We start from the raw sequence: 23,559 nt of genomic DNA on the forward strand, positions 1-23,559 counted from the left end.
CGCAAACGGAGCAGAATGGTGAAAGATCTTCTCGTTATCCCCATCTTTATTCCCCATCAGGGATGCCCGCACGTCTGTATCTTTTGTAATCAGACGCGCATCTCCGGCAGCTCGCGCTTACTGATTACTCCTGAGGCTGTGCAGCACGAAGTAAGACGCTGGCTGGTACGGGAAAACGCTCATGGAAACCTGCACAGTGAGGTGCAGGTGGCATTCTTCGGCGGTTCTTTTACCTGCCTGCCTGTCGAGACGCAGCAGGGACTCCTCGCGGCCGTTCAACCTTTTATTGCCAGAGGGGAGGTCAATTCAATCCGTTGTTCCACCAGACCGGACTGCATCGATTCACAGCGCCTCGCCGTGTTGAAGCAGGCTGGAGTGAGCACGGTGGAACTCGGGGTGCAGTCGATGGATGACGAAGTCCTGCGCAGGGCTCGCCGGGGCCACAATGCCGAGGATACCCGGTGTGCAATCACTTTGCTCAAGGAGACCGGGTTTACCACGGGGGTTCAGATCATGCCTGGTTTGCCCGGTGAGACCTTCGAGAGTTTCATGGAGGGAGTGAAGGAACTTACGGAACTCGGGCCAGATATTGCCCGCATATATCCGCTGCTGGTGGTGGAAGATTCTGGTCTTGTCAGCCCCTGGCTGCTTGGCGACTATCAGCCACTCAGTCTTGATACTGCGCTGGACTGGTGCAGTGTTGCCCTGTCATTTTTTGAAAAGGCCGATGTTCGGGTTATCCGTATTGGACTGCAGCCTGCACCCTCCCTTGAAGGCAGTATTCTCGCTGGTCCCTGGCATCCCGCCTTTGGCGCAATGGTGGAATCCCGCCGCTGGTTTTACTATTTAGAAAATTGTCTGAAGCCACTGAAGGAAGGTGAATGGATGGATGTAACTGTCTCCCACCGTGATATCTCCTCAGTCATTGGTATAAACAAAGAGAACAGAAAGCGGCTTGATGCCCTTGGCTATGCGGGACGTTACCGCATCACGGCTGACCGCTCTGTTGCGAAAGGAAGTTTTTATGCTGTCTGTAAACAATCTTGATGTTCGTTTCGGGGACAAAGTCCTCTTCAAAGATCTCTCCATCCAGGTCTACCGCGGTAACCGTATTGGCCTCGTGGGGGTAAACGGCGCCGGAAAATCGACGCTGCTGAAAACCATGGCGGGGCTGGAACATACGGAAGACGGCGTGGTGAGCCAGTCCCGTCATTTTACCATCGGTTATCTCGCTCAGGAATCAGCGGAACTTTTCGCTGAGCACTCATTGAAAAAGGATGCGGAGAGTGCCTTTGCTCACCTGATTGATCTGCAGACGGAACTTGATGATATTCACGAAGAGATGGCGCGTGGCGGGGATCCGCATTCCCCGGAATTTACGGAGATGGTTGAGCGCCAGGGAGAGATTATGTATCGCCTTGAAGGAAGCGATATTTACACCCTTGACGGTAAAATTGAGCGGGTCCTGCTCGGCCTTGGTTTCTCTCGTGAGGATATGGAAAAACCGGTCTGCTCTTTCTCCGGTGGCTGGCAAATGCGGCTCAAACTGGCGAAAATTCTCCTTGCAGAACCCTCGCTGCTGCTCCTCGATGAGCCGACTAACCACCTTGACCTTGTATCACTGACCTGGGTAGAAAAATTTCTCAAGAACTACAGCGGCTCCCTTGTGCTGATCTCCCATGACCGGATGTTTCTCGACAAGACCACTGAGATTACCTGGGAGCTGGGCTTCGGGAAAATTAACGTATATAAGGGCAACTACAGCTGGTATCTCAATGAGCGGGAGGAACGTCGGGCAATTGAGCGCGGCGCATGGAATAATCAGCAGGCGAAGATCAAGCAGACGATGAAGTTTGTGGATCGCTTTCGTTCCAAAGCCACCAAAGCACGCCAGGTACAAAGCCGGGTGAAGCAACTGGAGAAGATGGAACGAGTGGAGCTTACGGAAGAAGAGAGCTCAATCCATTTTCATTTTCCACCAGCCCCGCCTTCTGGACGGGATGTCCTGATAGTGGAGGGGTTGAGTAAGAGTTTTGGCGGAAAAAAGGTCTTTTCCAATGTCAATCTCCTCTTCAGCCGTGGTGATAAAATAGCTGTGGTCGGGGTGAACGGCGCCGGAAAATCAACGCTGCTGAAGATCCTTGCCGGTCAGATCAAGTCAGACAGCGGGGACCTTCGTTTCGGTGCCAATGTCCGTATGACCTATTTTGGACAGCATCAGGCGCAGGAACTCAGCCCGCAACTCACTGTCCTTGATACCATGGCGCTTGCCGGGGAAGATCTTACCATCACCGCCCAGCGTTCACTTCTCGGTGCATTTCTTTTCAGGGGAGAAGCGGTGGAGAAAAAGGTCGCGGTTCTCTCTGGCGGAGAGAAAAGTCGTCTCGCTCTGGCGAAGATGATTGCCATTCCGGCCAACTGCATGCTGCTTGATGAACCTACCAACCACCTCGACATGAGTTCGCAGGATGTACTTCAAGAGGCGATGAATCAGTATGATGGCACCATCATCGTCGTCAGCCATAACCGCTATTTTCTTGATGGCTTTGTCAATAAGGTGCTTGAGGTGCGGGACGGTCACATTACGATGCATGAGGGAACTGTGGCGGAATACCTGCGCTGGAAGGAAGAGCAGGAGACTGCAGGAGCACAGGCGGAGAAGGATAAAGCCGGACAGAGCAGCAGCGGAGGAGACAAGTCTGCCGCTGGCAGTCGTAATGACCGCCGCGAGCAGAAGCGGGAAGAGGCGAAACAACGTCAGGAACGCAGTCGCCGTATCGGAAAATGGAGCAAACAGCTTGAAGAAGCTGAGGAAAAGGTTGAAAAGTTGGAAAAGGAGAAGGAGGAGCTCGAAATCCTCATGGCCGACCCGAAGCTTTACAATGATCAGAAAAAATGGAACGGGGTGAGCAGGCAGTATGATGAATGTAAACTCCGCCTCAACCGTAATTACAGTCGCTGGGAACAGGCACAGGGGGAAATTGATAACATCGATTCCGAACTCGGTCTGAAATTAAATCAGGCTGAATAGACCCTGTTCCCGCGCATCTTTTCCGTGTGGTATTGAAAAAAAAGGAAAAAACATGAAATTGTTTACCCGGCTTGCTCCTGTGGCTCTGGCCCTCTTTCTTGCAGTATCTGCCGGAGCTCAATGCCTCTCTCCGGAGGAAGTAACGAAGAGCCTTGGGCTTGGATCTCAGGAGGGCAGGGTCGTCACCAGTTTTCCGGTGAGGGATCTGAAGAATATGTGTGGTTATGTGGTGCAGAAAAGTGATGGGTACCAGATATTTTACAGCAACGGACAATACTTTATTTTCGGGCGATTGATCGATTTCAATCGCAGTGTGGAGGTTGGAGAGGCTTTTCTGAAGAGTATGCAGACCTTGCCTGAGGCTGAACGCGTTCACTTGAAAACGTTTGCTGATTATACCATTGGTCACGGTATAAACGAGGTCATCCTTCTCACGGATCCCGAATGCCCCTACTGTCATCAGCTGGAGAAAGCTGTCACCGGGCTGGAAAGTACGGTTACCTTCTACGTTATCCTCTACCCTCTTGATCAGCACCCCGCCGGGCAGGGTGCAACCCGTCGACTGATGTGCAGGAAAAGTACATTGAATACCCTTGCCGACTATTCTGCCATGGCGGAAAAATTGACTGCGGAACCCGGTATTATCGATGAACCCGGTTGTACTGTCTATGAAAAAAAGAGGGCTCCCATAGCTGAATTTTTCAAAAAAAATAACGTGCAGCCAGCTTTTCCCACCCTGATATTCAGTAATGGATATCACATCAGTGGAGCACTGCCGAGGGAGGTTTTCCTCAAAGCGATTGAGCAGAACAGCAAATGAATTTGACGGAGGCAGGTTTTCAGCAATACAGCTTCTGGAAATGTAAAACCTGCTCGGATTTATATTGCATGAGAAAGATGAAATCGTTAGGCTGGAAGGTGTGTTTTGATGCGGACTCTCCCTTTGGAGCGTTCTTCTGAAGAAAATGTTTTCAGCAAAAGGGATATCTTATTATGCCTTGTTATACAGGTAGACCGGAGTCGCTGATTGCCGTTGATGTGGATGACTGTCTTCCAGGCACAGGTTTTACCGTAATGCTGGATAAAGGAATGGCTGCATGATGAGAGCCTTCACTTTGCACCTGAAGTAGAAAAACGCCCTGAAAACATTGTTTTCAGGGCGTTTTTTGTTTGCGGCCATACTCCGTATTGATCCTGCGGAGCGCCCGATGTCGCATAACCCCGCTGTCCCCGAGGAGCAAATATGTTTACAGTAATCGGTGAGCGGATCAATACCACGCTCAAAAAGGTTCAAGCTGCTGTCGCGGAAAAGAATACAGACTATATTGTCGATGATGTTCATGCTCAGCAGGCAGCTGGAGCAACCTATATCGACGTCAATGCCGGAGCCCGCATCGGACATGAAGATGAGGATATGCGCTGGCTGCTGAAGGTAATTCAACCCGTTACGAAGCTTCCCCTGTGTCTTGACAGTGCTGATCCCGCTATTCTTGAGAAGGCTTTCGAGCTGGTGGAACAGGCGCCAATGATCAACTCTATCAGCCTGGAGAAGGAGCGCTTTACACCAATGATGAAGTTTCTCAAGGGGAAGAAATGCCGCATTATTGCCCTCTGTATGGATGACAGCGGTATGCCGAAAACCGTGGACGAAATTGTTCAACGCGCCGCTCTTCTGGTGAAGGAGCTTGAGGGTGCAGGTTTCGAGCGGGATGACATCTTTATTGATCCGTTGATGCAGCCAATGAGTGTGGATGTCAAATTCGGCACCATGGCAATGAATGCAATCCAGCGGATTACGAATGAACTGGAGGGGGTACATACCACTGGTGGGCTCTCCAATATCAGCTACGGTTTGCCCCAGCGACGCTTTATCAACCGTACCTTCCTCTCCATGCTTATCACTTCCGGTTTTGATTCGGCGATTCTTGATCCCCTTGATAAGAATATCATGGCGACAGTGAAAACGGCAGAGATGCTGGTCGGCAATGATAAATTCTGCATGAATTATATTAAAGGAGTCCGGGAAGAAAAAATTGTTGCCTGAAAAAACTCCGGGAAAGTGCCATTTTCACTTTCTATGGGCGAATTGAAAGGCAGGGGGCTGAGAGACAGGAGTTTGTAACCACGAACGGATAAACAGGATGCAAAACGGGGCACAACTTAATAGGAATGGTATAAAATGATCTCATTATAGAAATGTCTGTTGTGCTGGAGACGCCCCAATTGGTCGTCTCTACGGAAATCTTTTGCTTTTTCCCGTCTCCCGTCTCCTTTCTCCCGTTTCCCTTTTCCCATCCCCCTGCCTTTGAATCCACCAATACAAGGAGGAAATGGTATTACAGGGGTACCTTGAAGGCCTCCTATGCCTGCATTCGCTGGTCCACCGTACCTTTCTTGAAAAAGAGGATAAAGAGCAGGATGCCGTAGCACACCACCGCCGCTACGGCGGCCGGCGGATAGAAATAGCCGAGCGGACAGAGCAGCAGCACTGTGACCCAGTGGAGGAGAATCACCCGGCTGGAGTGGAGCTGGATGGGAAAATCCTGAGAGCGGCTGATTACTGCGAGGCCGCTCAGGTTCCAGCCATAGAGCGCAGTAAAGGCGTGGAGGCGGATCAGCGGAATGGCGTAACGTGATTCGTAATATGGTGAAAATTCAAGAAAAATATACATGATCCCGGTGATTGAAGTGATAATCAGAAAGAAGATGCCGGAGAGAAGAAAAGCCTTCTGCTGCAGTCGGGTCCCCTCCCTCCAGAAGAGATAGAGAATCAGGGAGACGGAGAAGAAGAGAAAGAGGGAGATGAAAACCTGTGGGAGAAACCAGCCGCAGAGCATAAAGAGAAAAAAGATGATGACTCCGAGATTGATTGCCCAGAAGGAGAACTCTTTGAAAAGTGGGGCTGGCCCGGGCAGATGGTTTTTCATTATTGAGAAGATCACCGACAGGCTGATCAGCGAGACGGGAAAGGAATAGCCGAGGAAGAAGGTATTCAGTGTCAGCATGCGCAGGTCAAGCCAGTGGGTGAATTCACTGTTGAGAATGGCAAAACTGGAGAGGATCAGTCCGAGGCTGAGGCATAGCAGGGAGGCCTGGTGAAACTTGCGGGTAATGGGCTCTGTCATGGTAAAGAGTGCTTTCGGCAGGATGGAACCGAAAGAATCGATACGGATGGATTCTACAATCAGTGCAAGCAACGGGGGAAGGAACAGGGCAAGCGTGTAGCACTTGAAAAAAGCAGCTGCAGCAAAAACGATGGAGAGAAGGAAAAAGGCACGCACCCGCATGCTTACGGTGTTCTTGCCCTCAGTGTAATAGAGGATAATGGAGCCGCCACTGACAAGGTTGAAGAGAAAAATATGCAGCCTTTCAAAGTTTATTTTTGCTGGATCTGCAAGATGATGAAAGAAGCCGAAGGCAAGGGCCATTGTCATGACGACCCAGAGGGTTATTTTAAATGGGGTGCTCATGTTACTCTAAGGAAAAGGTTCAGGAGTTATTTCCAGCGGCCGTACATCGCCCGAAGGGCTGATTCCAGCTCAGGGTGACGAAAGGTAAAACCGGATTCGACAAGTTTCTCGCAGGAGACCCGACATCCCGAAAGCAGCATCTCGTCTGCCAGTTCCCCGAAGGTCATCCTGAGAAGAGGTGCAGGGAGCGGAAAGAGCAGGGGGCGGCCTGTAACACGGGCGAAGGTGCGCAGAAATTCGCGGTTGCTGACCGGCTTTGGGGCAACCACGTTAACCGGTCCGCTGAGCCCTGGACAGGTGAGAGCGTGGAGCAGGGAAGCAGCCATGTCATCTATACTCACCCAGCTGAGTATCTGATCTCCTTTACCGAGTGCGCGAATGCATCCGCAGAAACTGGCATCAGCAATTCTCTGCAGTGCGCCACCCTTTGGGGTGAGACCAACGCCGAAACGCATCATTACGGTGCGCATCCCCGCCGCTTCAGCAGCCAGGGCCTCCTTTTCCCAGTCGTGGCAGACGCGGGAGATGAAATCTGCACCAAAGGGATGCGTTTCATCTGCAGAGATGGCTCCGCAATTACCATAGCAGCCGGTGGCGGAGGCGGAGATGAAAACCGGCGGGCGCTGCTGGAGACAACCCAGGCGTTCCACCAGCAGGCGTGTCCCGCGTACGCGGCTTTCGAGTACCCGTCGCTTCTTCTTCTCTGTCCAGCGGTGCAGGCCAATATATTCTCCGGCGAGATGAATTACGCCATCGAAGAGTGGTGCACCGCTCAAATCAAGGTCGTTATTGTCAATATCCCAGCGAATTTCTCGTCGTGCCGGATTTGCCCTGTGCCGTACCAGCCGCCACACCTCATGACCTCCGGTGGTGAGCAGAGGTAACAGTTCCCTGCCCAGTACGCCACCAGCGCCACTGATGAGAATACGCAGCGGGCGGCCACTGCAACGCTGGTGCAGTAGAATATCGTTGCGCAGCTGCTCCTCGCGGTGACGGAACATGCGATCCAGACTGTGCTGTATGGTCCGGCGCAGAGGTCCGATCATGATTCGTTGCAGGGGCAGCCGATATTCAACCCGATCTTCAAGGCGACAGCCGTCGCCACTCTCTGAAAAGAAATGCTGGTGAGACCAGCTGCTAAAGGGGCCGCGCTGCTGGATGTCGTGAAAACTGTGGCCGGGGTTGTTTTCAAGGTGCAGGGCGTGGAATTCCAGGGGAAAAAGCTTGAAGGGACCGGAGTGAAAGCGCAGATGCACTCTCGCTCCGGCCTCTACGCCGCCGCTCTTCTCCAGCACCTCTACTTTTTCCCATGGCGGGAGCAGGCGTTCCAGTGCGCCCTCTCTGCTGTGCCAGTCGTAGAGTTCCTGTGCAGAGCAGGGATATTCGGAAGTATGGGTGAAGAGCAGCGGTGGATGAGTCATAGGAATCCCTGAAGGTTATTTGATTTTCCGTCTCGGTATTTTTCTCAATTTTTTTTCAGCGAGGGCTTTCCGCCCAACTTCGTAACGTTTCTCCGCCTGCTCAATAAACAGCGTATGGATAGAGACCTCTCCATCGGGTTTATTGCTGTGAAGCTGTTTACAGGTCCCGTCCGACTGCATCTCCCAGACATTGCGGGTATTGCTCAACTGGATATCAATAATATTACGCAGTTTCTCCTTATTGGCAGGAGTTTCAATGGGAACACAGACCTCCACCCGACTCTCCAGATTCCGCTTCATCAGGTCGGCACTGCCAATAAAATATTCCTCATCGCCGTTGTTCTTAAAGTAGTAGATACGCGAATGTTCAAGAAACTGGCCGACAATAGAAACAACCCGAATATGTTCAGACAAGCCCTTTATTCCGGGGCGCAGGCGACAGGTGTCGCGGCAGATGATGTCTACATGCACTCCTGCCTGTGATGCGTGGTAAAGGGCGGCAACTATATCTGCATCTTCCAAAGCGTTGGTCTTCAGCTGAATGAGTGCTTCCGCTCCCTGTTTGTGATGCTCAATCTCCCTCTCAATTTTCTCCAGCAACGCTTTTTTCAGCAGTTTTGGTGAGGGCAGAATTTTCTGATACTGCCGCATCGGCGTATAGCCGCTGGTGAGGTAGTTGAAGAGTTCGGTGAGGTCCTGCCCTATCTCCGGACGGCAGGTGAGCAGGCCGATGTCGCAGTAGCCGCGGGCAGTGCCGGAGTGATAGTTCCCGGTGCCGATGTGGGCATAGCGCTTGAGCCCATCGTAATCCTTGCGCAGTACAAAGATCAGCTTCGAGTGCGTTTTCAGGCCGAGAACACCGTATGTGACATGGATTCCCGCCTCCTCCATGAAATTGGCCCAGCGGATGTTGGCCGATTCGTCAAAGCGTGCCATCAACTCCACAACTACCGCCACCTGTTTGCCGTTCTGGGCGGCATCAATGAGGTATTTAATGATGTTGGAGTGCTTGGCAGTGCGGTAGAGAGTCATTTTTATTCCGAGGACCTTGGGGTCAGTACTGGCTTCCTCCAGAAAACGCTCCACAGAGGAGTTGAACGACTCATAGGGATGCTGCAGCAGTACATCTCCATGACGGCGAAGGGTGTGGAAAATGTTTGGATCATCGCCAAGCAGCTCCGGGTTATCCACCGGATGATGGGGCGGAAAGTGGAGCGCGGGATTATCAATGAGGGCAATCTGCATCAGGGCGCTCATGCCGAGGATTCCCTCAATCTCATAGACATCCTCTTCTTCATCGATATCAAGCTCGGCAGCAAGTTTCCCCTTGTGCAGGGGAAGAATCCCCTTGTCGACCTCAAGGCGCACCGTCTCAGCAAATTTACGGTCCCGAAGAGAGGATTCAATCATCGACAGCAGGTCATTGGCCTGTTCTTCGTGGCGCTCGGTGATGGCGTTACGCGTGACCCGAAATGCTTCAATGGTCTCGATAACGACGCCAGGCAGAAGGTGCTCAATATTGTTGGCCACCAGGTCTTCAAGAAGAATATAGGTCTGGCCGCGCCCCACCTGGATAAAACGTGGCAGGTCTGCACTGGTGGGAATCTTGATACGATTGAGATGGCTTTGATCTCCCCCGGGGGCACGCACCGACACCAGCAGATTAATGGAGAGATTGGAGACAAAGGGAAAAGGGTGCGCCGGATCCATCCCCTGGGGGGTAAGCAGGGGATAAATCTCCTGCAGGAAAAGGTCATCAATGGCGTCCCGGTGAGCCTTGCTCAGTTCGCTGTAGTGCGTGATGACAATCCGCTTGCCCGCGAGCAGTTTAATGAGTTTTTTTTCCAGGGTGAGTTTTTGTATCTGAATATCGCCCACGACTTCGCGACAGGCATCAATCTGCTCCTGAGGCAGTCGTCCATCCACCGAGAGGTTGGTGACGTTGGCCCCGACCTGCTGTTTCAGCCCACCGATACGCTTCATGAAAAACTCATCAATATTGGAACCAACTACAGCAAGTAAGAAAACTCTCTCCAGAAGGGGATTACGCTCGTCTCTGACTTCCTGGAGGACACGTTTGTTAAATTCAAGCCAGGTCAACTCCCGGTTGAGATACCATTCGGGGGAACTGAGGTCGAATTTTTTGACGGGTTTTCCGGTAACAGCTGGTTCAGGTTTTGTTTCCATACGAACTCCTGCGTTGGATCATTTTTTCGGGATTCAGCTTTCACATAATCGATTTGCGTACAAATCTTACTCATTCTGCCATGTACTTATAATATACTCTGCATTGTTTAAATTATGTTAAAAGTTATGAGAAAGACAGTGGGCATATCTTGCCCTGTTGAAGAGGGAATGATACTGTAACGCCATGAACGCATAACCACCTGTTACAGAGAAAAGGCCGTTATGGCGAAAGAAAAGAAGAAAAGTATATTACTCCGGCTTGATCCCGGAGTGCTCAAAGAAGTGACACTGACTGCAGTTGAACAGAAAAGGAGCATTCAGTCCATCGTGAAAAAAATGATCAGGTAATACATTGAAAAGTAGCACACATAAAGAGAATTTCCTCATGGAAGCAAAGACCGCGAGACCGTTCGTCTTCATGGCCGATCTCACTGTTACCCGAGGCCGATTGCAGAAAAAAATCCCGGCTGGCTCCATCTTTTCCCTGGTGATGGAGAAGGGAGGGAAGTTGTCCGGGTACCTTGTCGATACATTTGAAAATCTCCTGCTGAAGGCGGGAAAGATTCTCTTTGATGTTAATGACACCCTTGTGCTTGTTGACCTGCGAAGCGGGGACACTGTGGAGCAGGGTATTACCGGCGCATGGCGGTTTGCTGATCAGCTTCCTGATGGTCCTGTGACTGAAAAGTTACGTAAAATAACTACGACGCGTGCTTTTCTGCCGGTGGGAAAAGTAAAGTTTCGGCTCGACAGCGGCCTGCTGCTTGATGATGAGGAGAAAACTCTTGCCCGCTTCCGGCAGACTGTGCTCAAGTCCGGGGAAAAACATCTGACCCTTGGCGTTACCGCCATGCTGCGCGGTTATGCCCATGAACATCAAATGCTGGTAGAGATTCTGCAGAAATCGGGAGTGCAGAGCTGTGACAATTTTGAAGACCTTTATCGGCAGCTTGGCATTCGTGACAGCAGCTATACCAGCAAACCCGGGCTTGTTTTCGCTGCCAGCAGTACCGTAAAAAATGCAGCGGTGATTATTATCCGCACGCTCCTTGCTGTTGCCCGGCAGAATGAGGCGGGGGCAGCCGCCGATATCGACAGTGAATTCCTCCACGACTACCGTGTCAGTCTGCGCAAGGTTCGCTCAGTGCTTTCTCTCTTTAAAGGAGCTTTCTCCAGAAAGGAGACTGAGGCCCTTCAAAAAAGTTTTGCTGAATTGATGCGGCCAACCAGTCGACTGCGCGATCTTGATGTTTATCTGATGAGGACAGAAGAATATATGGCGATGGTTCCAGAATCTGCCAGAGAGGGCGTGGGGATTCTCTTCAGCTTTCTCGAAGATGAACGTGAACTCGCCCTGCGGACAGTAGTTGCCTGCCTGCGCAGTGAAGACTACAGGATTCAGATGGAGGCGCTTACCCGTAAATTCAGCAGAGCGAATAATCTGAAAAACGGCCTGGACAGCAGCCGCAGAGCTCATGAAGTCGGCAGCAGTCTCATCTATAAGCGCTATCGCAAGGTGTGCCGGATCGCCTCTGAAATGGACAAATCTACGCCGTCTTCCGAGGTCCATCAACTGCGAATTCACTGTAAAAAGCTGCGTTATCTGATGGAGTTTTTTGCGCCGTTTTTTCCCGAAGAGGCAATTGGTCTGCTGGTACGAAATCTGAAAAAGATGCAGGATAACCTCGGTAACTTCAACGACTACTCCGTACAGCAGCACTTCCTGCAGAAAATTCTCAAGGAGAAAATGGATGCTTTCGCAGATTATGAACTGACTGTTTCAAACAGCATTGGCGCGTTGACAGCCATGCTGCATCAGAAACAGCTTGCAGAACGGCAGAAGGTGAAAAACAACTTTATTCAGTTCAACAGTGTGGAAACGAGAAATCTGTTCAAACAGCTTTTTTCCAGTAAAAAAGGAGACGCACAATGAAAATACTGGCCTGTTACTCTAATAAAGGAGGTGTTGGAAAAACCGCTTCCTCGGTCAACCTTGCCTATGCCTGTGCGATGAGCGGCCGCAAGACTCTGCTCTGTGATCTTGACCCGCAGGGGGCTTCCGGCTTCTATTTTCGAGTAAAACCCTCTAAAAAACTGCAGGATCTTTCCTTTTTTAAAGATCAGGAAAAGTTCCTGGATTCGATTCGGGCATCAGATTTTGAAAATCTTGAGTTGCTGCCAGCCAACATGTCATTTAAGGATTTTGATATCTTTCTTGACAGAATGAAAAAGAGCTCTTCCCGACTCAAGAAAGCTCTGAAGGTGACTCGCAGTGAGTATGACGTGGTGATTCTTGACTGTCCGCCCAATATCTCCATGCTCTCAGAAAACGTTTTTCGGGCCGCCGACCTCATTGTGGTACCGGTAATTCCTACTACTCTCTCGGCACGTACCCTTGAGCAGCTCTACGCCTTTTTTAAAGAGCAGGGCTTTTCGCAAAAAAAATTGCTGCCCTTCTTTTCCATGGTGCAGATGAATAAAAAACTGCACCGGGAAACTATCGAGGCACTGCGAAAAGAGTATAAAATGCTTAAGCCTCAGGTGCCATTTTCAACAGATGTTGAGAGGATGGGCGTAAATCGGGCGCCGGTGGCAACATTTGCCCCGAAAAGCGCGGCGAGTGATGCCTGCCAGGCGGTGTGGAAAGAGCTGGAGACGTATCTTTGAAGGAGGTGCGGAAACATCGGGAGTTCAGTCGGGGTTCCGCTGCATGAATTTCCCTCTGCCCCGGCAGACCACTCTGCCATCGATACAGATCTCGGCGCGGAGCAGATAGAGCGGCGGCAGAGTTTCTTTGATTCTCGCATGGATTTCCAGCTCTGCTTCACAGGGTACCGGTTCAAGAAAGCGTATATTCAACTCTCCGGTAAGTGCTTTGATACCCTGATGGAGAAGACATTTGGCCATGGCCGTGTCAAGAAGGGAAGAGAGCACCCCCCCATGGAAGATCCCGTCGTAGCCCTGGCATCTCGTGTTGCCGAGAAAGGTCGTGCGGACACCACCCCGGCCATCCTCTTTAAAATCGAGAGAGAACAAAAAAGGATTTTCTAAATCACAGCCTGGACAATTGATCTTTTTCTCGGATTGTTTTTTAAGCCTGCCTGAGTTTAATTCTGACACGTTTTTCATCTCACGCCTTTTTCACAGCATTTCTGCCGCTGGTTTTATCTTCATAAAGAGCAGTATCCACCCGTTGCAGAAGTTTTCCCACACTTCCCTGAAAAATTGTTACTCCGAAACTGGCTGTTCTCGGACAGCCTGCCGTGAACTGATGGAACTGAACTGCAATCGCACATATTCTGCCAGTGTCACTGCCCCATTGCTGCGAGTCTGAGGCACAGGAGAAAATTGAGTGGATCGGCAGGGGAATATCTTTCAGTCTGTTTCTGTTCATCGATATTACGGATAAGGATGTTTTTTTTTCTCTCTGAATTGTCAAGAATATTTTTATCACTCTGTGGGATCTTTGACCAGTTTTTATCTGCAGCTGGAGAGAAAAGACAGGGGCCATCACCTTTATGGGACCCTTATATAACTTAATTTTGCTGAATTCACCGTGTGCAGGGTTTTTACCGATACGTTATATTTGGTACCTTGAACTGCAGGCAGCAGGACAAAACCTTTATCTGCACGCTCTCTGAATATGTATTCTCTGCATGATGGAAATTGCAAAACGAGCGTCTGGCGGGTAATCTGCCTGTTTCTGCCAGAGAGCGGTCGGCAGTGTGCAAAGCGGACAAGTGGAACTCTCGTCTGCCCATTACTCTTTTTCTTTTTTCCCGGAGGCTTTTTATGAAACGCTGGATTTGTGGTGTCTGTGGCTATGTACATGAAGGTGAGACTCCCCCCGAGAACTGCCCACTTTGCAATGCTCCCGCCAGTGATTTCACTGAAGAGGCCCTGGCGAAATCACAGCAGGAAGAAGTCCCTTCAGAGGCTGCGATCAAAGTTGAGCAGTCTCCTGACTCTGAAATTTCGCCCCCTGAGGTAAAGGAAGGCTCGGGAGAACAGAAAACAACCGAAAAATGGCTCTGTCCTGTGTGCGGCTATGTCCATGACGGGCTTGAGCCTCCTGAGACCTGTCCAGTCTGTCATGTAGAAGGCGAAAGGTTTGTTGCTTCAGCCAAAGGTCCAGTTGCAGAGACGCAGAGTAACACCGAATCAAAGGGCTCGAAACGCTGGCGTTGCACTGTCTGCCAGTATGAGTGTACCAGTGATTTTCCCCCGGAGAAATGTCCAGTCTGTGGTGCTTCCCGGGAGGCATTTGTGGAAATTGATGCCGAAGGGAACGTCATTGGTGTAGAGCCGGTACAGGAAGAAGAGAAAAAGGGTGGCTTTTACGATGCTCTCTGTCGTTTTTTCGTGAAAAATCATATCCATCCCATATCTGCACATTTCCCCAATGGAATTATGCCTGCGGCAGTGCTTTTCCTGCTTATTGGTCTCTTCTCTGGTTCAGCGGTTCTTGAGGATGCGGCATGGTATAATCTGGTGGTTATACTCGTCTCTCTGCCGCTGGTTCTCTTTGCCGGATTTATTGAATGGAAACGCTCTTATCGTGGTGCGAAGACATGGATTTTTATCACGAAGATTACCTGCGGAATTGTCGTCCTCCTCTCAGTGTCAGGTCTTGTTATCTGGCCTCTCGTAAAGGAAAGTGAAGAGTGGGGGAGTGTTGTCCTCTTCGGATTGGAACTGCCGGCACACCAGCTTTACGTTGCTCTTGCCTGTATCGGACTGTGTGCTGTGGCAATTGCCGGTCACCTCGGTGGTAAACTGGTGTATGGTGCAAGGCAAAGACGGTAAGGTCTCTTTCACAGCAGGGTACCTTGAATAACCAGTATGAACAGGAGTAGTAATGATTGAACTCAACGTTGGTCTTGGGGAACGCAGTTATCCCATTTTAATTGATCAGGGGGGATTGTCCCGGGTTGGCGCAGACCTTGCGCAGAGAAAGATTGCGAAACGTTATGCCATTATCTCCGATGATAATGTTGCTTCACTTTACGGTGCGCAGTTGATTGCGTCTCTGAAGGCCGCAGGACTGGAGTGTGAACTCTTCACCTTTGTTGCAGGTGAAGAAAGAAAAACCCTTTTCACCCTTGGTGAACTTGCTTCATCAATGGCACGCGCCGGATTTGATCGTAAAGATGCTATTATCGGCTTCGGTGGCGGCGTACCGGGAGATATTGCCGGATACCTTGCAGCCTCATGGATGCGCGGTATTCCCTTTGTGCAGATTCCTACGACTCTCCTCTCTCAGGTGGATAGTTCAGTCGGCGGGAAAACCGGCGTGGATCTGCCAGAGGGAAAAAATCTCATGGGTGCTTTCTATCAGCCAAAGGCAGTCTATATAGACTGTGACGTCCTTGTCACTCTGCCTCGAAAGGAACTTCTCGGCGGACTGGCAGAGGTGATAAAATACGGAGTAATTCGCGACGAGAGCTTTTTTTCCTGGCTGAAGGAGAACCGTGAGGCAATCCTCACGCTGCAACCCGCCGTGGTGGAAAAAATGGTTGCCCGCTGCTGCGAAATCAAGGCAGATGTCGTTGCCCGAGACGAGAAAGAGGGCGGCCTGCGCAAGATTCTCAACTATGGTCATACTATCGGCCACGCTGTAGAAGGTGCTTCTCACTTTACCCTTATTCACGGTCTTGCTGTTTCCATCGGCATGGTCGCGGCGGCCCGCCTTGCCGTGCTGAAAGGCATGCTTACGGAGAAACAGTGTGCTGCCATTATTGAACTGCTCAAGGAGTATGGCATGCCTGTCGAGGTACCGGTAGAGCTTTGCCGGCCGACTATCAGGAAGTATCTTCTCAGCGATAAAAAGGCGGAGGCCGGAAGAGTCTTTTTTATCCTTCCCACTGCTGTCGGAGATACTGAGATTACCGATCAGGTTACAGATGCACAAATTGACAAGGTACTTGGCTGACAGATATGAAAGACGAAAAATTTATGTACATTGCCCTGCAGCAGGCGGAGGAGGCTGGCAACAGGAGGGAGTTTCCCGTGGGGTGCATTATTACCCTCGGGGACGAGATCGTTGCGGAGGGAAGACGCTCCTGCAGTGGTGGGAACGGCCAGACCAATGAGCTTGATCATGCTGAGATTACGGCTCTGCGCAACCTCTCTGTGGGGGGGGGGAAGTATGACGCTTCGCAACTGACTGTCTACTCCACCCTTGAACCCTGCCTGATGTGCTACTCCACTCTGCTGGTCAACGGTTTCCTGCATATTGTCTATGCCTGCGAAGATGTCATGGGAGGAGGAACCAATCTCCCCCTTGATAAGCTTGCTCCCCTCTACCGGGATCTGCAGCCGGAAATCAGGGGGGGCGTATTACGCAATGAAAGTCTCCGTCTTTTTCAACGTTTTTTTCTGGACCCGGCCTGTTGCTATCTCCAGGACACGCTGTTCGCCCGTCACATTCTTTCTCAGAAAGTATAACTTCAATGAATACTGAAATTTCAAAAACAATCCATTTCCAGCCCGGGGAGCGCAACGTTTTCCTGCATCTTCTCACTGCCTGCAATCTTTCCTGCAAACACTGTTATATCAACAAAGAGCAGCATGGAAGCATGCAGTTGACCCGTGACCAGATTGAAAGCTGGCTGCAACTCTTTGCCGATGAATCAAAGAAAACCAATGTTATTCTGCTTGGCGGAGAACCGACCATGCACCCTGATCTGCCTGAGGCAATCAGTATTGCCAAAAAGCTTGGTTATCAGGTGACGGTAGACTCCAACGGCTTTCTCTTTCATGATCTGCTCCACCGAACCACTCCTGAGGAGCTTGATTTTCTCAGCTTCAGTCTGGACGGACCGGAGCCGGAGATAAATGATGCGATTCGAGGGGAAGGTGTCTATGAGGTCTGCACCGCGAATATCCGCCGGGCGATTGAGGCGGGTTTCCATGTCAGTGTAATTTATACGGTGAGCCGCAAAAATATCTCCCATCTGCATCGCATGGGAGCCCTGCTGGAATCACTCGGAGTGAAGAAATTTTTTATCCAGGTTCTCGGTCTGCGTGGAAAATCCGCCGAATCAGACAGCGAAGAGACCTCACAGGTGAGCCGGGAGGAGTGGCTGTCCATTGTTCCCGGAGTGGCTGCTGATATCGCTGCGCGGGGAATTCATGTCACCTGGCCGAAGGTTTTCTTGAATGAAGATGAGACGTTTCAATGTGCGGGGAATGTAGCGGAAAATTATTTTGTTTTCCCCAACGGAAGGGTGTATCAGTGCCCTCTCTGTGAGGATTATCCCATTCACAGTTTTGAGATAAAAAATGGTCAGTTGCAGAAAATGGGGGAGTTGCGTGAGGACTCCTTCTTCAAGCTGAACATTGCCGAGGGATGTGTAATGAACAAGTTGCTGCAGCCCGATACGATTGAATATACCGACGAGGGAACGCCGCGCTATCGTATTTCCTGCTGTCTGCTGAAACAGGAAATTGGTGGCTGAGTAAAGGGATCCTGAAGTCAGAAGCAACGTGGTGTAACAAAGCCCGCAGGCGCACAAATCAGTGTGCTGCGGGTTTTTTCTTTCTGTTGAACACACGACAGGCAAAGATTCCTGCCTCAAAGAGACCGTAGAGGGGCAGGGCGAGCAGGGCAGTGGCCATGAAATCGCCGGCAGTGAGAAGGAAGGCAAGAAAAAGGACAACTCCAGACATAGAGAGACGGGCTTTCTGAAAAGATGCCATGGAAAAAAGAGCAGTGCGATCGGCCATGACCATCAGGAAGGGAATTTCAAAGGCAATGCCGCAGGTGAGTACCATGCGGGCAACAAAGCTGAAGTACTCACCAAGCTTCGGCAGTGGCTGCAGTCCCTCACTGGCGTAACTCATGAAGTAATGAAGCAGCATCGGCAAGACGACAAAAAAAGCAAAAAGTGTACCGGCCGCAAAAAGCAGGGTGGACTGAAGAGTGATGAGTATTGTAATTTTCTTCTCACTCTCTTTCAGGCCGGGAGAAATGAATGCCCACAGCTGATAAATGGTCATCGGCATGCTGAGAACAATTCCACCAAGCAGCGCTACCTTGAGATAGGTGATAAAAGCCTCGGGAAGGCTGGTATATACCAGCCGATGAACCAGTGGTGAGGCATTGAGAAGGGGGCCGGCGCACGCTTTGGCCAGCTGTTCGGAAAAAATCCAGCAGATACCACTGCAGAGTGCAATACTGAGAATGATACGGATGGTCCGTTTGCGCAGCTCAAGATGATGGGGGCGGAAAAACGCGAGACTCTTTTCGAGAACCGGCAGGCCCTGTTGCAGATTAAGATTCAACTTTTTTCTCTGGTGCTGAAGTCGCTTCAGGGGAGATGGCTGCTGGAGCAGTTGTCGTTTCGGCTGCGGTTTCGGTTGAAATATTTTCAGGAAGATCTGAATTCATTGCTGCTTTTTCCTGCCGATCCTTCTCTTCCTGCTTCTGCACTTCATCATGCAGATCGCGCAATGTGCCGACCGGAGGTTTTACATCCGAGAGTGCCGCCTTCATTCCCTCCCCCCCCTCCGTCAGCTGTTTTTGAAAATTACGTGCCGCCTCCTCGAGGTCGGGTTTAATGTCCTTGATTATCTGGCCAGGGGATCCTTCTTCAGTAAAGCTTGTTTTAAGATCGGCGGCGGTCTTTTTCAGGTCAGAAAGGCCTGCAGCAAGTTTTTTCGCCAGTTCCGGCAACTTGTCCGGGCCAACAACAATCAGTGCAACGGCGAGGATGACGAGCATCTCCGGCATTCCAATACCAAACATGGGGTACCTGTAATTCTAAGGGGATGAAAAGTAGAACAGCGCAAGGCTATGCCGTTTCCAGGGAAGTTTTGTTCTTGAGGACCTCAAATCGGGAAAACTTTACGGTATCCCATTGAAACTGTCAACGAAAGGGTCATTCTGTCTCTTTTTTCTTAAGAATGTGAAGCAGAGATAAGTAGAGTGGATTATTTGACATTACTGCCTCGTTTGACTATATTTGTGCGGTTCTGTTTCAGGTTTTTTGAATTTTTTCAGGGTTGAAGTTCGAATACAGCCCATATAAGGAGATACGAAATGGCAAATGTGGTAGTGGCGGGAGCCCAATGGGGTGATGAAGGAAAGGGGAAAATCGTCGACCTTCTCACGAAATATGCCGACTGTGTAGTTCGTTTCCAGGGCGGCAATAACGCGGGGCACACGCTTGTCATTGACGGAAAACAATATATTTTTCATCTGATTCCTTCTGGAATCCTTTATGACAACAAGACCTGCATGATCGGAAATGGGGTTGTTCTTGACCCGGCCGTTCTGCTGCAGGAAATGGATGAGCTGAAAGAACAGGGACTTACTGTTACACCAAAAAGGCTGATGATCAGTATGAACGCGCATCTTCTTATGCCCTATCATGCTTTGATTGATCAGGCTGGCGAGGCTGTACTCTCTTCCGACAAGAAGATTGGTACTACCGGTCGGGGAATCGGTCCCTGTTATGAAGACAAGGTTGCCCGTACCGGGATCAGAGCCGGAGACCTCCTTGATGAAACCCTGTTGCGCGAGAAATTGAAACGCAGTGTTAAGGAGAAGAATTTTCTCCTTGAAAAGCTTTATGGCCAGAAATGTGTCGATTATGATGAGATGCTGCGCCATGTAATGACCTGCGGTGAAAAACTGATGCCTTATCTTGGTGATGTTTCCATCGCTCTTGATACAGCTCGCAAGGCAGGTAAAAATATTCTTTTTGAGGGTGCTCAGGGAACGCATCTTGATGTCGATCACGGTACCTATCCTTTTGTGACCTCTTCCAATACTGTCGCGTCCAACGCCTGTACCGGCAGTGGATTTGGTGTTACACACATTGATGCTGTTGTTGGTATTACCAAGGCCTATACCACCCGTGTCGGTGCTGGCCCCTTTCCCACCGAACTCCAGGATTCCGTTGGTGAAGAGCTGCAAAACAACGGGCACGAGTTTGGTGCAACCACCGGGCGTCCCCGTCGTTGTGGCTGGCTTGACGGCGTTGTGATTTCTGATTCGGTTCGTCTCAATGGTCTTACCGGGCTGGCCATCACCAAACTCGACGTTCTCAGCGGCATGAAGGAACTCAAGGTTGGTACATCTTACGATCTCGCCGGGAAAAAACTTGCGTCCATGCCAACCAATATCCGTCAACTTGCAGCCGTTCAGCCCGTATATGAATCACTCGAAGGGTGGAAAGAAGATATTACCTCTGCAACTTCGCTGGACCAGTTGCCACAAGCAGCCCGGAATTATTTGAAAAGGATGGAAGAAGTCGCCGGGATCCCTGCTGATATCGTTTCTGTCGGTCCGGACCGAAGTCAGACACTGCTTTTGCACAACCCTTTTGAAATCAAAGCAAAATAAGGAAAATTTATGGCTCGTATTACCTGTGAAGACTGCCTGAAGGCAGTCGGTGATAATAACCGTTTTAATCTGGTTGATCTCACTGTTAAACGTATTCATCAGCATCGTCAGGGAGAACCCTTCCTCAGCGAAGGGAAAAATCAGGAGATTGTCATGACGCTGCGGGAAATCGCTAATGGTAATGTCAGTTTCAATAATATTGATGATCTTCCCAACCATTTTGAGGGAAAGAACGAAGAAGAGGACTCTGCCAGGGGAGAAGTACATTCCTGAAATATGATTTCAGGTGTGACGATATATAATGAATGTTGATTACTACGAAATACTTTCTGTAAGCCGGACAGCGAGTGGTGCGGAAATTAAAAAATCCTACCGCAAACTGGCCATGAAATTCCATCCCGATAGAAACCCCGGAAATAAAGAGGCGGAGGAAAAGTTTAAATCCTGCACCGAAGCCTACGAGGTACTGAGCGATGAAAAGAAAAAACAAATATATGATACGTACGGGCATGATGGCCTGAAAAACAGCGGCTACCGCGGGCCCGGTAATGCGGAAGATATTTTCTCCGGGTTCGGCGATATTTTTGGCGATCTTTTCGGTGGCAGAAGTCAGACCCGGAGAAACGGTCCTTTGCCCGGAAGTGACCTGCGCTATGACGTAGATATTTCCTTTATGGAAGCTGTTCATGGTGTCAGTAAAGAGGTGAAACTGCGCAAGCGGGAGACCTGCCATACCTGCAATGGTACCGGAAGTCGTCCAGGAAGCAAGCCGAAAACCTGCTCCATGTGTAATGGTCGTGGCCAGGTAATTCGTTCACAGGGTTTCTTTCAGGTGAGTACGACCTGCCCGCAGTGTCACGGTGAGGGAGTGCGAATTACTGACCCCTGTATCGACTGCAACGGCACAGGCCTTGTTGAGAAAGCGAAAACTGTTTCTTTGAAAATTCCCGCAGGTGTTGACAGCGGGGCCCGCATGAGATTGAGCGGCGAAGGAGAGGGGGGGCGCAGGGGCGGACAGTCTGGTGATCTCTACGTTATTATTCATGTCGCTGAACATGAATTTTTCAAACGTGAGGAAGAGACCATCTATTGCAAATTTCCGGTCTCCATGGTGAAAGCGACTCTCGGCGCAACAGTTGATGTCCCGACGATTTACGGGAGTAAAGAGCTGGAGATTCCTGCCGGAAGTCAAAGTGGAGAACAATTCGTCTTCAAGGAATGTGGGGTGCCCAGTCTGCGCGGTCATCGCAGGGGCGACATGATTGTCTCCCTCCAGGTAATGACTCCTTCAAAGCTCAATGAGGAACAGAAGGAAAAATTGCGCGAATTTGCCGAAATCACCAACGAAAATATCAAAGAGGTCGAAAATGAAGGCTTCTTCAAAAAAATCTTCAACGAAGTCCTTGGCATGAATAAAAAGGATAAAGAGAAGAAGAAGGAGGCTGGGAAATAATGGCTGAGTTAACCCACTTTGACAGTGAAGGAAAGGCACAGATGGTTGATGTCGGCGGCAAGCAGGATACCGTCCGGGAGGCAATCGCTGCCGGATGGATTCAGCTCTCTGTTGAGGGTTTTAAAAAAGTTAAGGAAGGTTCTGTTTCCAAAGGTGATGTGCTTGGAGTTGCTCGTATTGCCGGTATAATGGCTGCAAAAAAAGTTGATGAGCTCATTCCACTCTGCCATCCACTTTTGATTCACAAGGCAAACATCGAGTTTTCCCTTCGTGAGGAGGACCTCTCCATTGATATTGAAGCTGTTGTCGGTATTTCCGGTAAAACCGGGGTGGAAATGGAGGCGTTGACAGCCGTGTCTGTGGCTGCACTTACTATTTATGACATGTGCAAAGCTGTCGATAAGAATATGACAATTGGAGATATTCGACTCTTAAAAAAGAGTGGCGGAAAGAGTGGCGTTTATGTTCGGTCCCCTGGGGGGTCCTGACACCGCGCTGATACTGGAGGTTTTGCTGAGAGGATAGACTATGATTGCAGAAGAGCTTGAGTTTTTCAGGAAGCAGCTGTTAACAACCAGAGACGAGATGCTCCTTGAGGTGAATAAAACCCTGAACGAGATGACTGAGACCAGCAATGTTCCAGATCCCAATGATCGGGCTACCCTGGAATCAGGTCGCAGTTTTGAGTTGCGTATTCGTGACCGGGAGCAGAAGCTGGTAAAAAAGATTGACGAGGCAATCAGTCGTATTGATGATGGAACCTTCGGAATCTGTGAGGCATGCGGGGAAGAAATTGGCATGAAGCGTCTTGAAGCCCGTCCGGTGACAACACTTTGCATCAATTGTAAAACATCTCAGGAAACCATTGAGAAGGCGACCGGCCATTAATCCGGGGGGCAGAAACACCAGTGAAGGACGTTCAAAACTTTATTGACACCCGTAACATCAATATAAAAAAAGTTGGTGTAAAAACGGTCTCTTATCCGATCTCGCTGAGAGACCGTTCTCGTGTGCGACAACATACAGTTGCCACCGCAAACATGTATGCGAACCTGCAGCACAACTGCAAAGGTACACATATGAGTCGATTTGTAGAAGTACTCAATAAATACCATGGAGATTTTGACACCAGCAGAATTCCGGAGATCCTTAAGGCCATGAAGGATCGCCTTGGAGCTGAAGCCTCTCATCTCGACCTTACATTTCCCTATTTTACCACTGGTGTGGTTTCCCCCTGTACCGAGAGGGAAAAAGATTATCCACAGAAAAAATATTACTGCACTCTCCACGGTTCTCTTGAGAAAGATGCTGATGTCCGTCTTACCGTCCAGGTGCCGATCTCTTTCACCTTCGGATCGGAACACGCGGTCTCATGCCGGTGGGGTGTTGCAGATGTTGCCGTTGCGTTTCGTAATTTTTATTGGCTCGAAGATATCATTGCCCTCGCCGAGGCAGGTATTGATGAAGCCTCAAAGGCAGTGCAAAGCAGTCATGAACCTAAATTGACGGCCGAATTGCTCTGCCGTGCTATCTGCTCGCAACTCCGGCCTGTACGAGAATTGCGCAGCTACACTGTTACAGTTCACAACCTTTCTGATGCTTGTGCAACCTTTGCGTCTGCCAGAGGCTGAGATCCTGAGAAAATT

Annotated in this window: 24 protein-coding genes; 17 read left to right on the forward strand and 7 right to left on the reverse strand. The window is 50.1% G+C overall.

Annotated features, from left to right (window positions below; genetic code table 11):
- The first annotated feature begins 15 nt into the window (after positions 1 to 15).
- The 4 genes from JWG39_RS06925 to JWG39_RS06940 all read left to right on the forward strand — a co-directional run bounded on the left by JWG39_RS06925 (position 16) and on the right by JWG39_RS06940 (position 5,075).
- Positions 16 to 1,047, forward strand: a complete 1,032-nt coding sequence (locus JWG39_RS06925) for an elongator complex protein 3 (protein WP_205218657.1) — start codon at positions 16 to 18, stop codon at positions 1,045 to 1,047.
- Entirely contained in the window at positions 1,025 to 3,031 is a 2,007-nt protein-coding gene (abc-f, locus tag JWG39_RS06930; RefSeq protein WP_205218658.1) for a ribosomal protection-like ABC-F family protein, read from the forward strand. The genes JWG39_RS06925 and abc-f overlap by 23 nt, the downstream gene beginning before the upstream one ends.
- A 52-nt stretch (positions 3,032 to 3,083) precedes the next feature.
- The gene (locus JWG39_RS06935; protein WP_205218659.1) at positions 3,084 to 3,851 is read left to right on the forward strand and encodes a thioredoxin fold domain-containing protein; all 768 of its coding nucleotides are present in this window, start codon (positions 3,084 to 3,086) and stop codon (positions 3,849 to 3,851) included.
- A 423-nt stretch (positions 3,852 to 4,274) separates the two neighbouring features.
- The gene (locus JWG39_RS06940) at positions 4,275 to 5,075 is read left to right on the forward strand and encodes a dihydropteroate synthase (protein WP_205218660.1); all 801 of its coding nucleotides are present in this window, start codon (positions 4,275 to 4,277) and stop codon (positions 5,073 to 5,075) included.
- A 316-nt stretch (positions 5,076 to 5,391) separates the two neighbouring features.
- Here the strand turns inward: JWG39_RS06940 and JWG39_RS06945 are convergent, their stop codons facing one another.
- From JWG39_RS06945 to ppk1, 3 genes are read right to left on the reverse strand one after another with little or no spacing between them, the layout of a single operon-like run.
- Positions 5,392 to 6,501, reverse strand: a complete 1,110-nt coding sequence (locus JWG39_RS06945) for a hypothetical protein (protein WP_205218661.1) — start codon at positions 6,499 to 6,501, stop codon at positions 5,392 to 5,394.
- A gap of 26 nt (positions 6,502 to 6,527) precedes the next feature.
- Entirely contained in the window at positions 6,528 to 7,922 is a 1,395-nt protein-coding gene (locus tag JWG39_RS06950) for a TIGR01777 family oxidoreductase (protein WP_205218662.1), read from the reverse strand.
- Positions 7,923 to 7,937: 15 nt separating this feature from the next.
- Positions 7,938 to 10,109, reverse strand: a complete 2,172-nt coding sequence (ppk1, locus tag JWG39_RS06955; protein WP_205218663.1) for a polyphosphate kinase 1 — start codon at positions 10,107 to 10,109, stop codon at positions 7,938 to 7,940.
- Positions 10,110 to 10,331: 222 nt separating this feature from the next.
- Between ppk1 and JWG39_RS16750 the strand changes: the two genes are divergently transcribed.
- From JWG39_RS16750 to JWG39_RS06965, 3 genes are read left to right on the forward strand one after another with little or no spacing between them, the layout of a single operon-like run.
- On the forward strand, positions 10,332 to 10,457 hold the full coding sequence (locus JWG39_RS16750) for a hypothetical protein (protein WP_275888975.1): 126 nt from the start codon (positions 10,332 to 10,334) through the stop codon (positions 10,455 to 10,457).
- Between the two features lie 37 nt (positions 10,458 to 10,494).
- Entirely contained in the window at positions 10,495 to 12,042 is a 1,548-nt protein-coding gene (locus JWG39_RS06960; protein WP_205218664.1) for a CHAD domain-containing protein, read from the forward strand.
- Complete coding sequence (locus JWG39_RS06965; protein ID WP_205218665.1) at positions 12,039 to 12,776, forward strand: ParA family protein; 738 nt, start codon at positions 12,039 to 12,041, stop codon at positions 12,774 to 12,776. Before JWG39_RS06960 ends, JWG39_RS06965 begins: the two co-directional genes overlap by 4 nt.
- A 24-nt stretch (positions 12,777 to 12,800) precedes the next feature.
- On the opposite strand, the gene JWG39_RS16755 is transcribed toward JWG39_RS06965, so the two are convergent.
- On the reverse strand, positions 12,801 to 13,229 hold the full coding sequence (locus tag JWG39_RS16755; RefSeq protein ID WP_205218666.1) for a hotdog domain-containing protein: 429 nt from the start codon (positions 13,227 to 13,229) through the stop codon (positions 12,801 to 12,803).
- A 10-nt stretch (positions 13,230 to 13,239) separates the two neighbouring features.
- The gene (locus JWG39_RS06975; RefSeq protein WP_205218667.1) at positions 13,240 to 13,503 is read right to left on the reverse strand and encodes a hypothetical protein; all 264 of its coding nucleotides are present in this window, start codon (positions 13,501 to 13,503) and stop codon (positions 13,240 to 13,242) included.
- Positions 13,504 to 13,901: 398 nt separating this feature from the next.
- Here JWG39_RS06975 and JWG39_RS06980 point away from each other — a divergent pair, with 398 nt between their 5' ends.
- From JWG39_RS06980 to JWG39_RS06995, 4 genes are read left to right on the forward strand one after another with little or no spacing between them, the layout of a single operon-like run.
- Positions 13,902 to 14,915: a rubredoxin-like domain-containing protein gene (locus JWG39_RS06980; RefSeq protein ID WP_205218668.1), complete on the forward strand. Its 1,014-nt coding sequence runs from the start codon at positions 13,902 to 13,904 to the stop codon at positions 14,913 to 14,915.
- 52 nt (positions 14,916 to 14,967) lie between these two features.
- Complete coding sequence (gene aroB / locus JWG39_RS06985; protein ID WP_205218669.1) at positions 14,968 to 16,041, forward strand: 3-dehydroquinate synthase; 1,074 nt, start codon at positions 14,968 to 14,970, stop codon at positions 16,039 to 16,041.
- Positions 16,042 to 16,046: 5 nt separating this feature from the next.
- Entirely contained in the window at positions 16,047 to 16,556 is a 510-nt protein-coding gene (locus JWG39_RS06990; RefSeq protein ID WP_205218670.1) for a nucleoside deaminase, read from the forward strand.
- 5 nt (positions 16,557 to 16,561) lie between these two features.
- Positions 16,562 to 17,569 carry a radical SAM protein gene (locus JWG39_RS06995; RefSeq protein WP_205218671.1) on the forward strand — a complete coding sequence of 336 codons (1,008 nt, stop codon included), beginning with the start codon at positions 16,562 to 16,564 and terminating at the stop codon, positions 17,567 to 17,569.
- A 58-nt stretch (positions 17,570 to 17,627) separates the two neighbouring features.
- On the opposite strand, the gene tatC is transcribed toward JWG39_RS06995, so the two are convergent.
- Positions 17,628 to 18,395: a twin-arginine translocase subunit TatC gene (tatC, locus tag JWG39_RS07000; RefSeq protein ID WP_240192031.1), complete on the reverse strand. Its 768-nt coding sequence runs from the start codon at positions 18,393 to 18,395 to the stop codon at positions 17,628 to 17,630.
- The gene (locus tag JWG39_RS07005) at positions 18,385 to 18,858 is read right to left on the reverse strand and encodes a twin-arginine translocase TatA/TatE family subunit (protein WP_205218672.1); all 474 of its coding nucleotides are present in this window, start codon (positions 18,856 to 18,858) and stop codon (positions 18,385 to 18,387) included. The genes tatC and JWG39_RS07005 overlap by 11 nt, the downstream gene beginning before the upstream one ends.
- A 294-nt stretch (positions 18,859 to 19,152) precedes the next feature.
- On the opposite strand from JWG39_RS07005, the gene JWG39_RS07010 reads away from it, so the two are divergent.
- The 6 genes from JWG39_RS07010 to JWG39_RS07035 are packed head-to-tail and all read left to right on the forward strand — an operon-like array spanning position 19,153 to position 23,544.
- A complete protein-coding gene (locus JWG39_RS07010; protein ID WP_205218673.1) occupies positions 19,153 to 20,460 on the forward strand; it encodes an adenylosuccinate synthase in 1,308 nt (435 codons plus the stop codon).
- A 9-nt stretch (positions 20,461 to 20,469) separates the two neighbouring features.
- Positions 20,470 to 20,733, forward strand: coding sequence for a DNA-directed RNA polymerase subunit omega (gene rpoZ, locus JWG39_RS07015; protein ID WP_205218674.1), 264 nt, complete (start codon positions 20,470 to 20,472; stop codon positions 20,731 to 20,733).
- Between the two features lie 28 nt (positions 20,734 to 20,761).
- Positions 20,762 to 21,913 carry a molecular chaperone DnaJ gene (gene dnaJ, locus JWG39_RS07020; protein WP_205218675.1) on the forward strand — a complete coding sequence of 384 codons (1,152 nt, stop codon included), beginning with the start codon at positions 20,762 to 20,764 and terminating at the stop codon, positions 21,911 to 21,913.
- Entirely contained in the window at positions 21,913 to 22,401 is a 489-nt protein-coding gene (moaC, locus tag JWG39_RS07025; protein WP_205218676.1) for a cyclic pyranopterin monophosphate synthase MoaC, read from the forward strand. The genes dnaJ and moaC overlap by 1 nt, the downstream gene beginning before the upstream one ends.
- Before the next feature lie 40 nt (positions 22,402 to 22,441).
- Complete coding sequence (gene dksA / locus JWG39_RS07030) at positions 22,442 to 22,801, forward strand: RNA polymerase-binding protein DksA (protein ID WP_205218677.1); 360 nt, start codon at positions 22,442 to 22,444, stop codon at positions 22,799 to 22,801.
- 20 nt (positions 22,802 to 22,821) lie between these two features.
- Entirely contained in the window at positions 22,822 to 23,544 is a 723-nt protein-coding gene (locus JWG39_RS07035; protein ID WP_205218678.1) for a GTP cyclohydrolase, FolE2/MptA family, read from the forward strand.
- Positions 23,545 to 23,559: the final 15 nt, after the last annotated feature.

It is taken from the genome of Desulforhopalus vacuolatus, from assembly GCF_016918505.1.
Lineage (GTDB): Bacteria > Desulfobacterota > Desulfobulbia > Desulfobulbales > Desulfocapsaceae > Desulforhopalus > Desulforhopalus vacuolatus.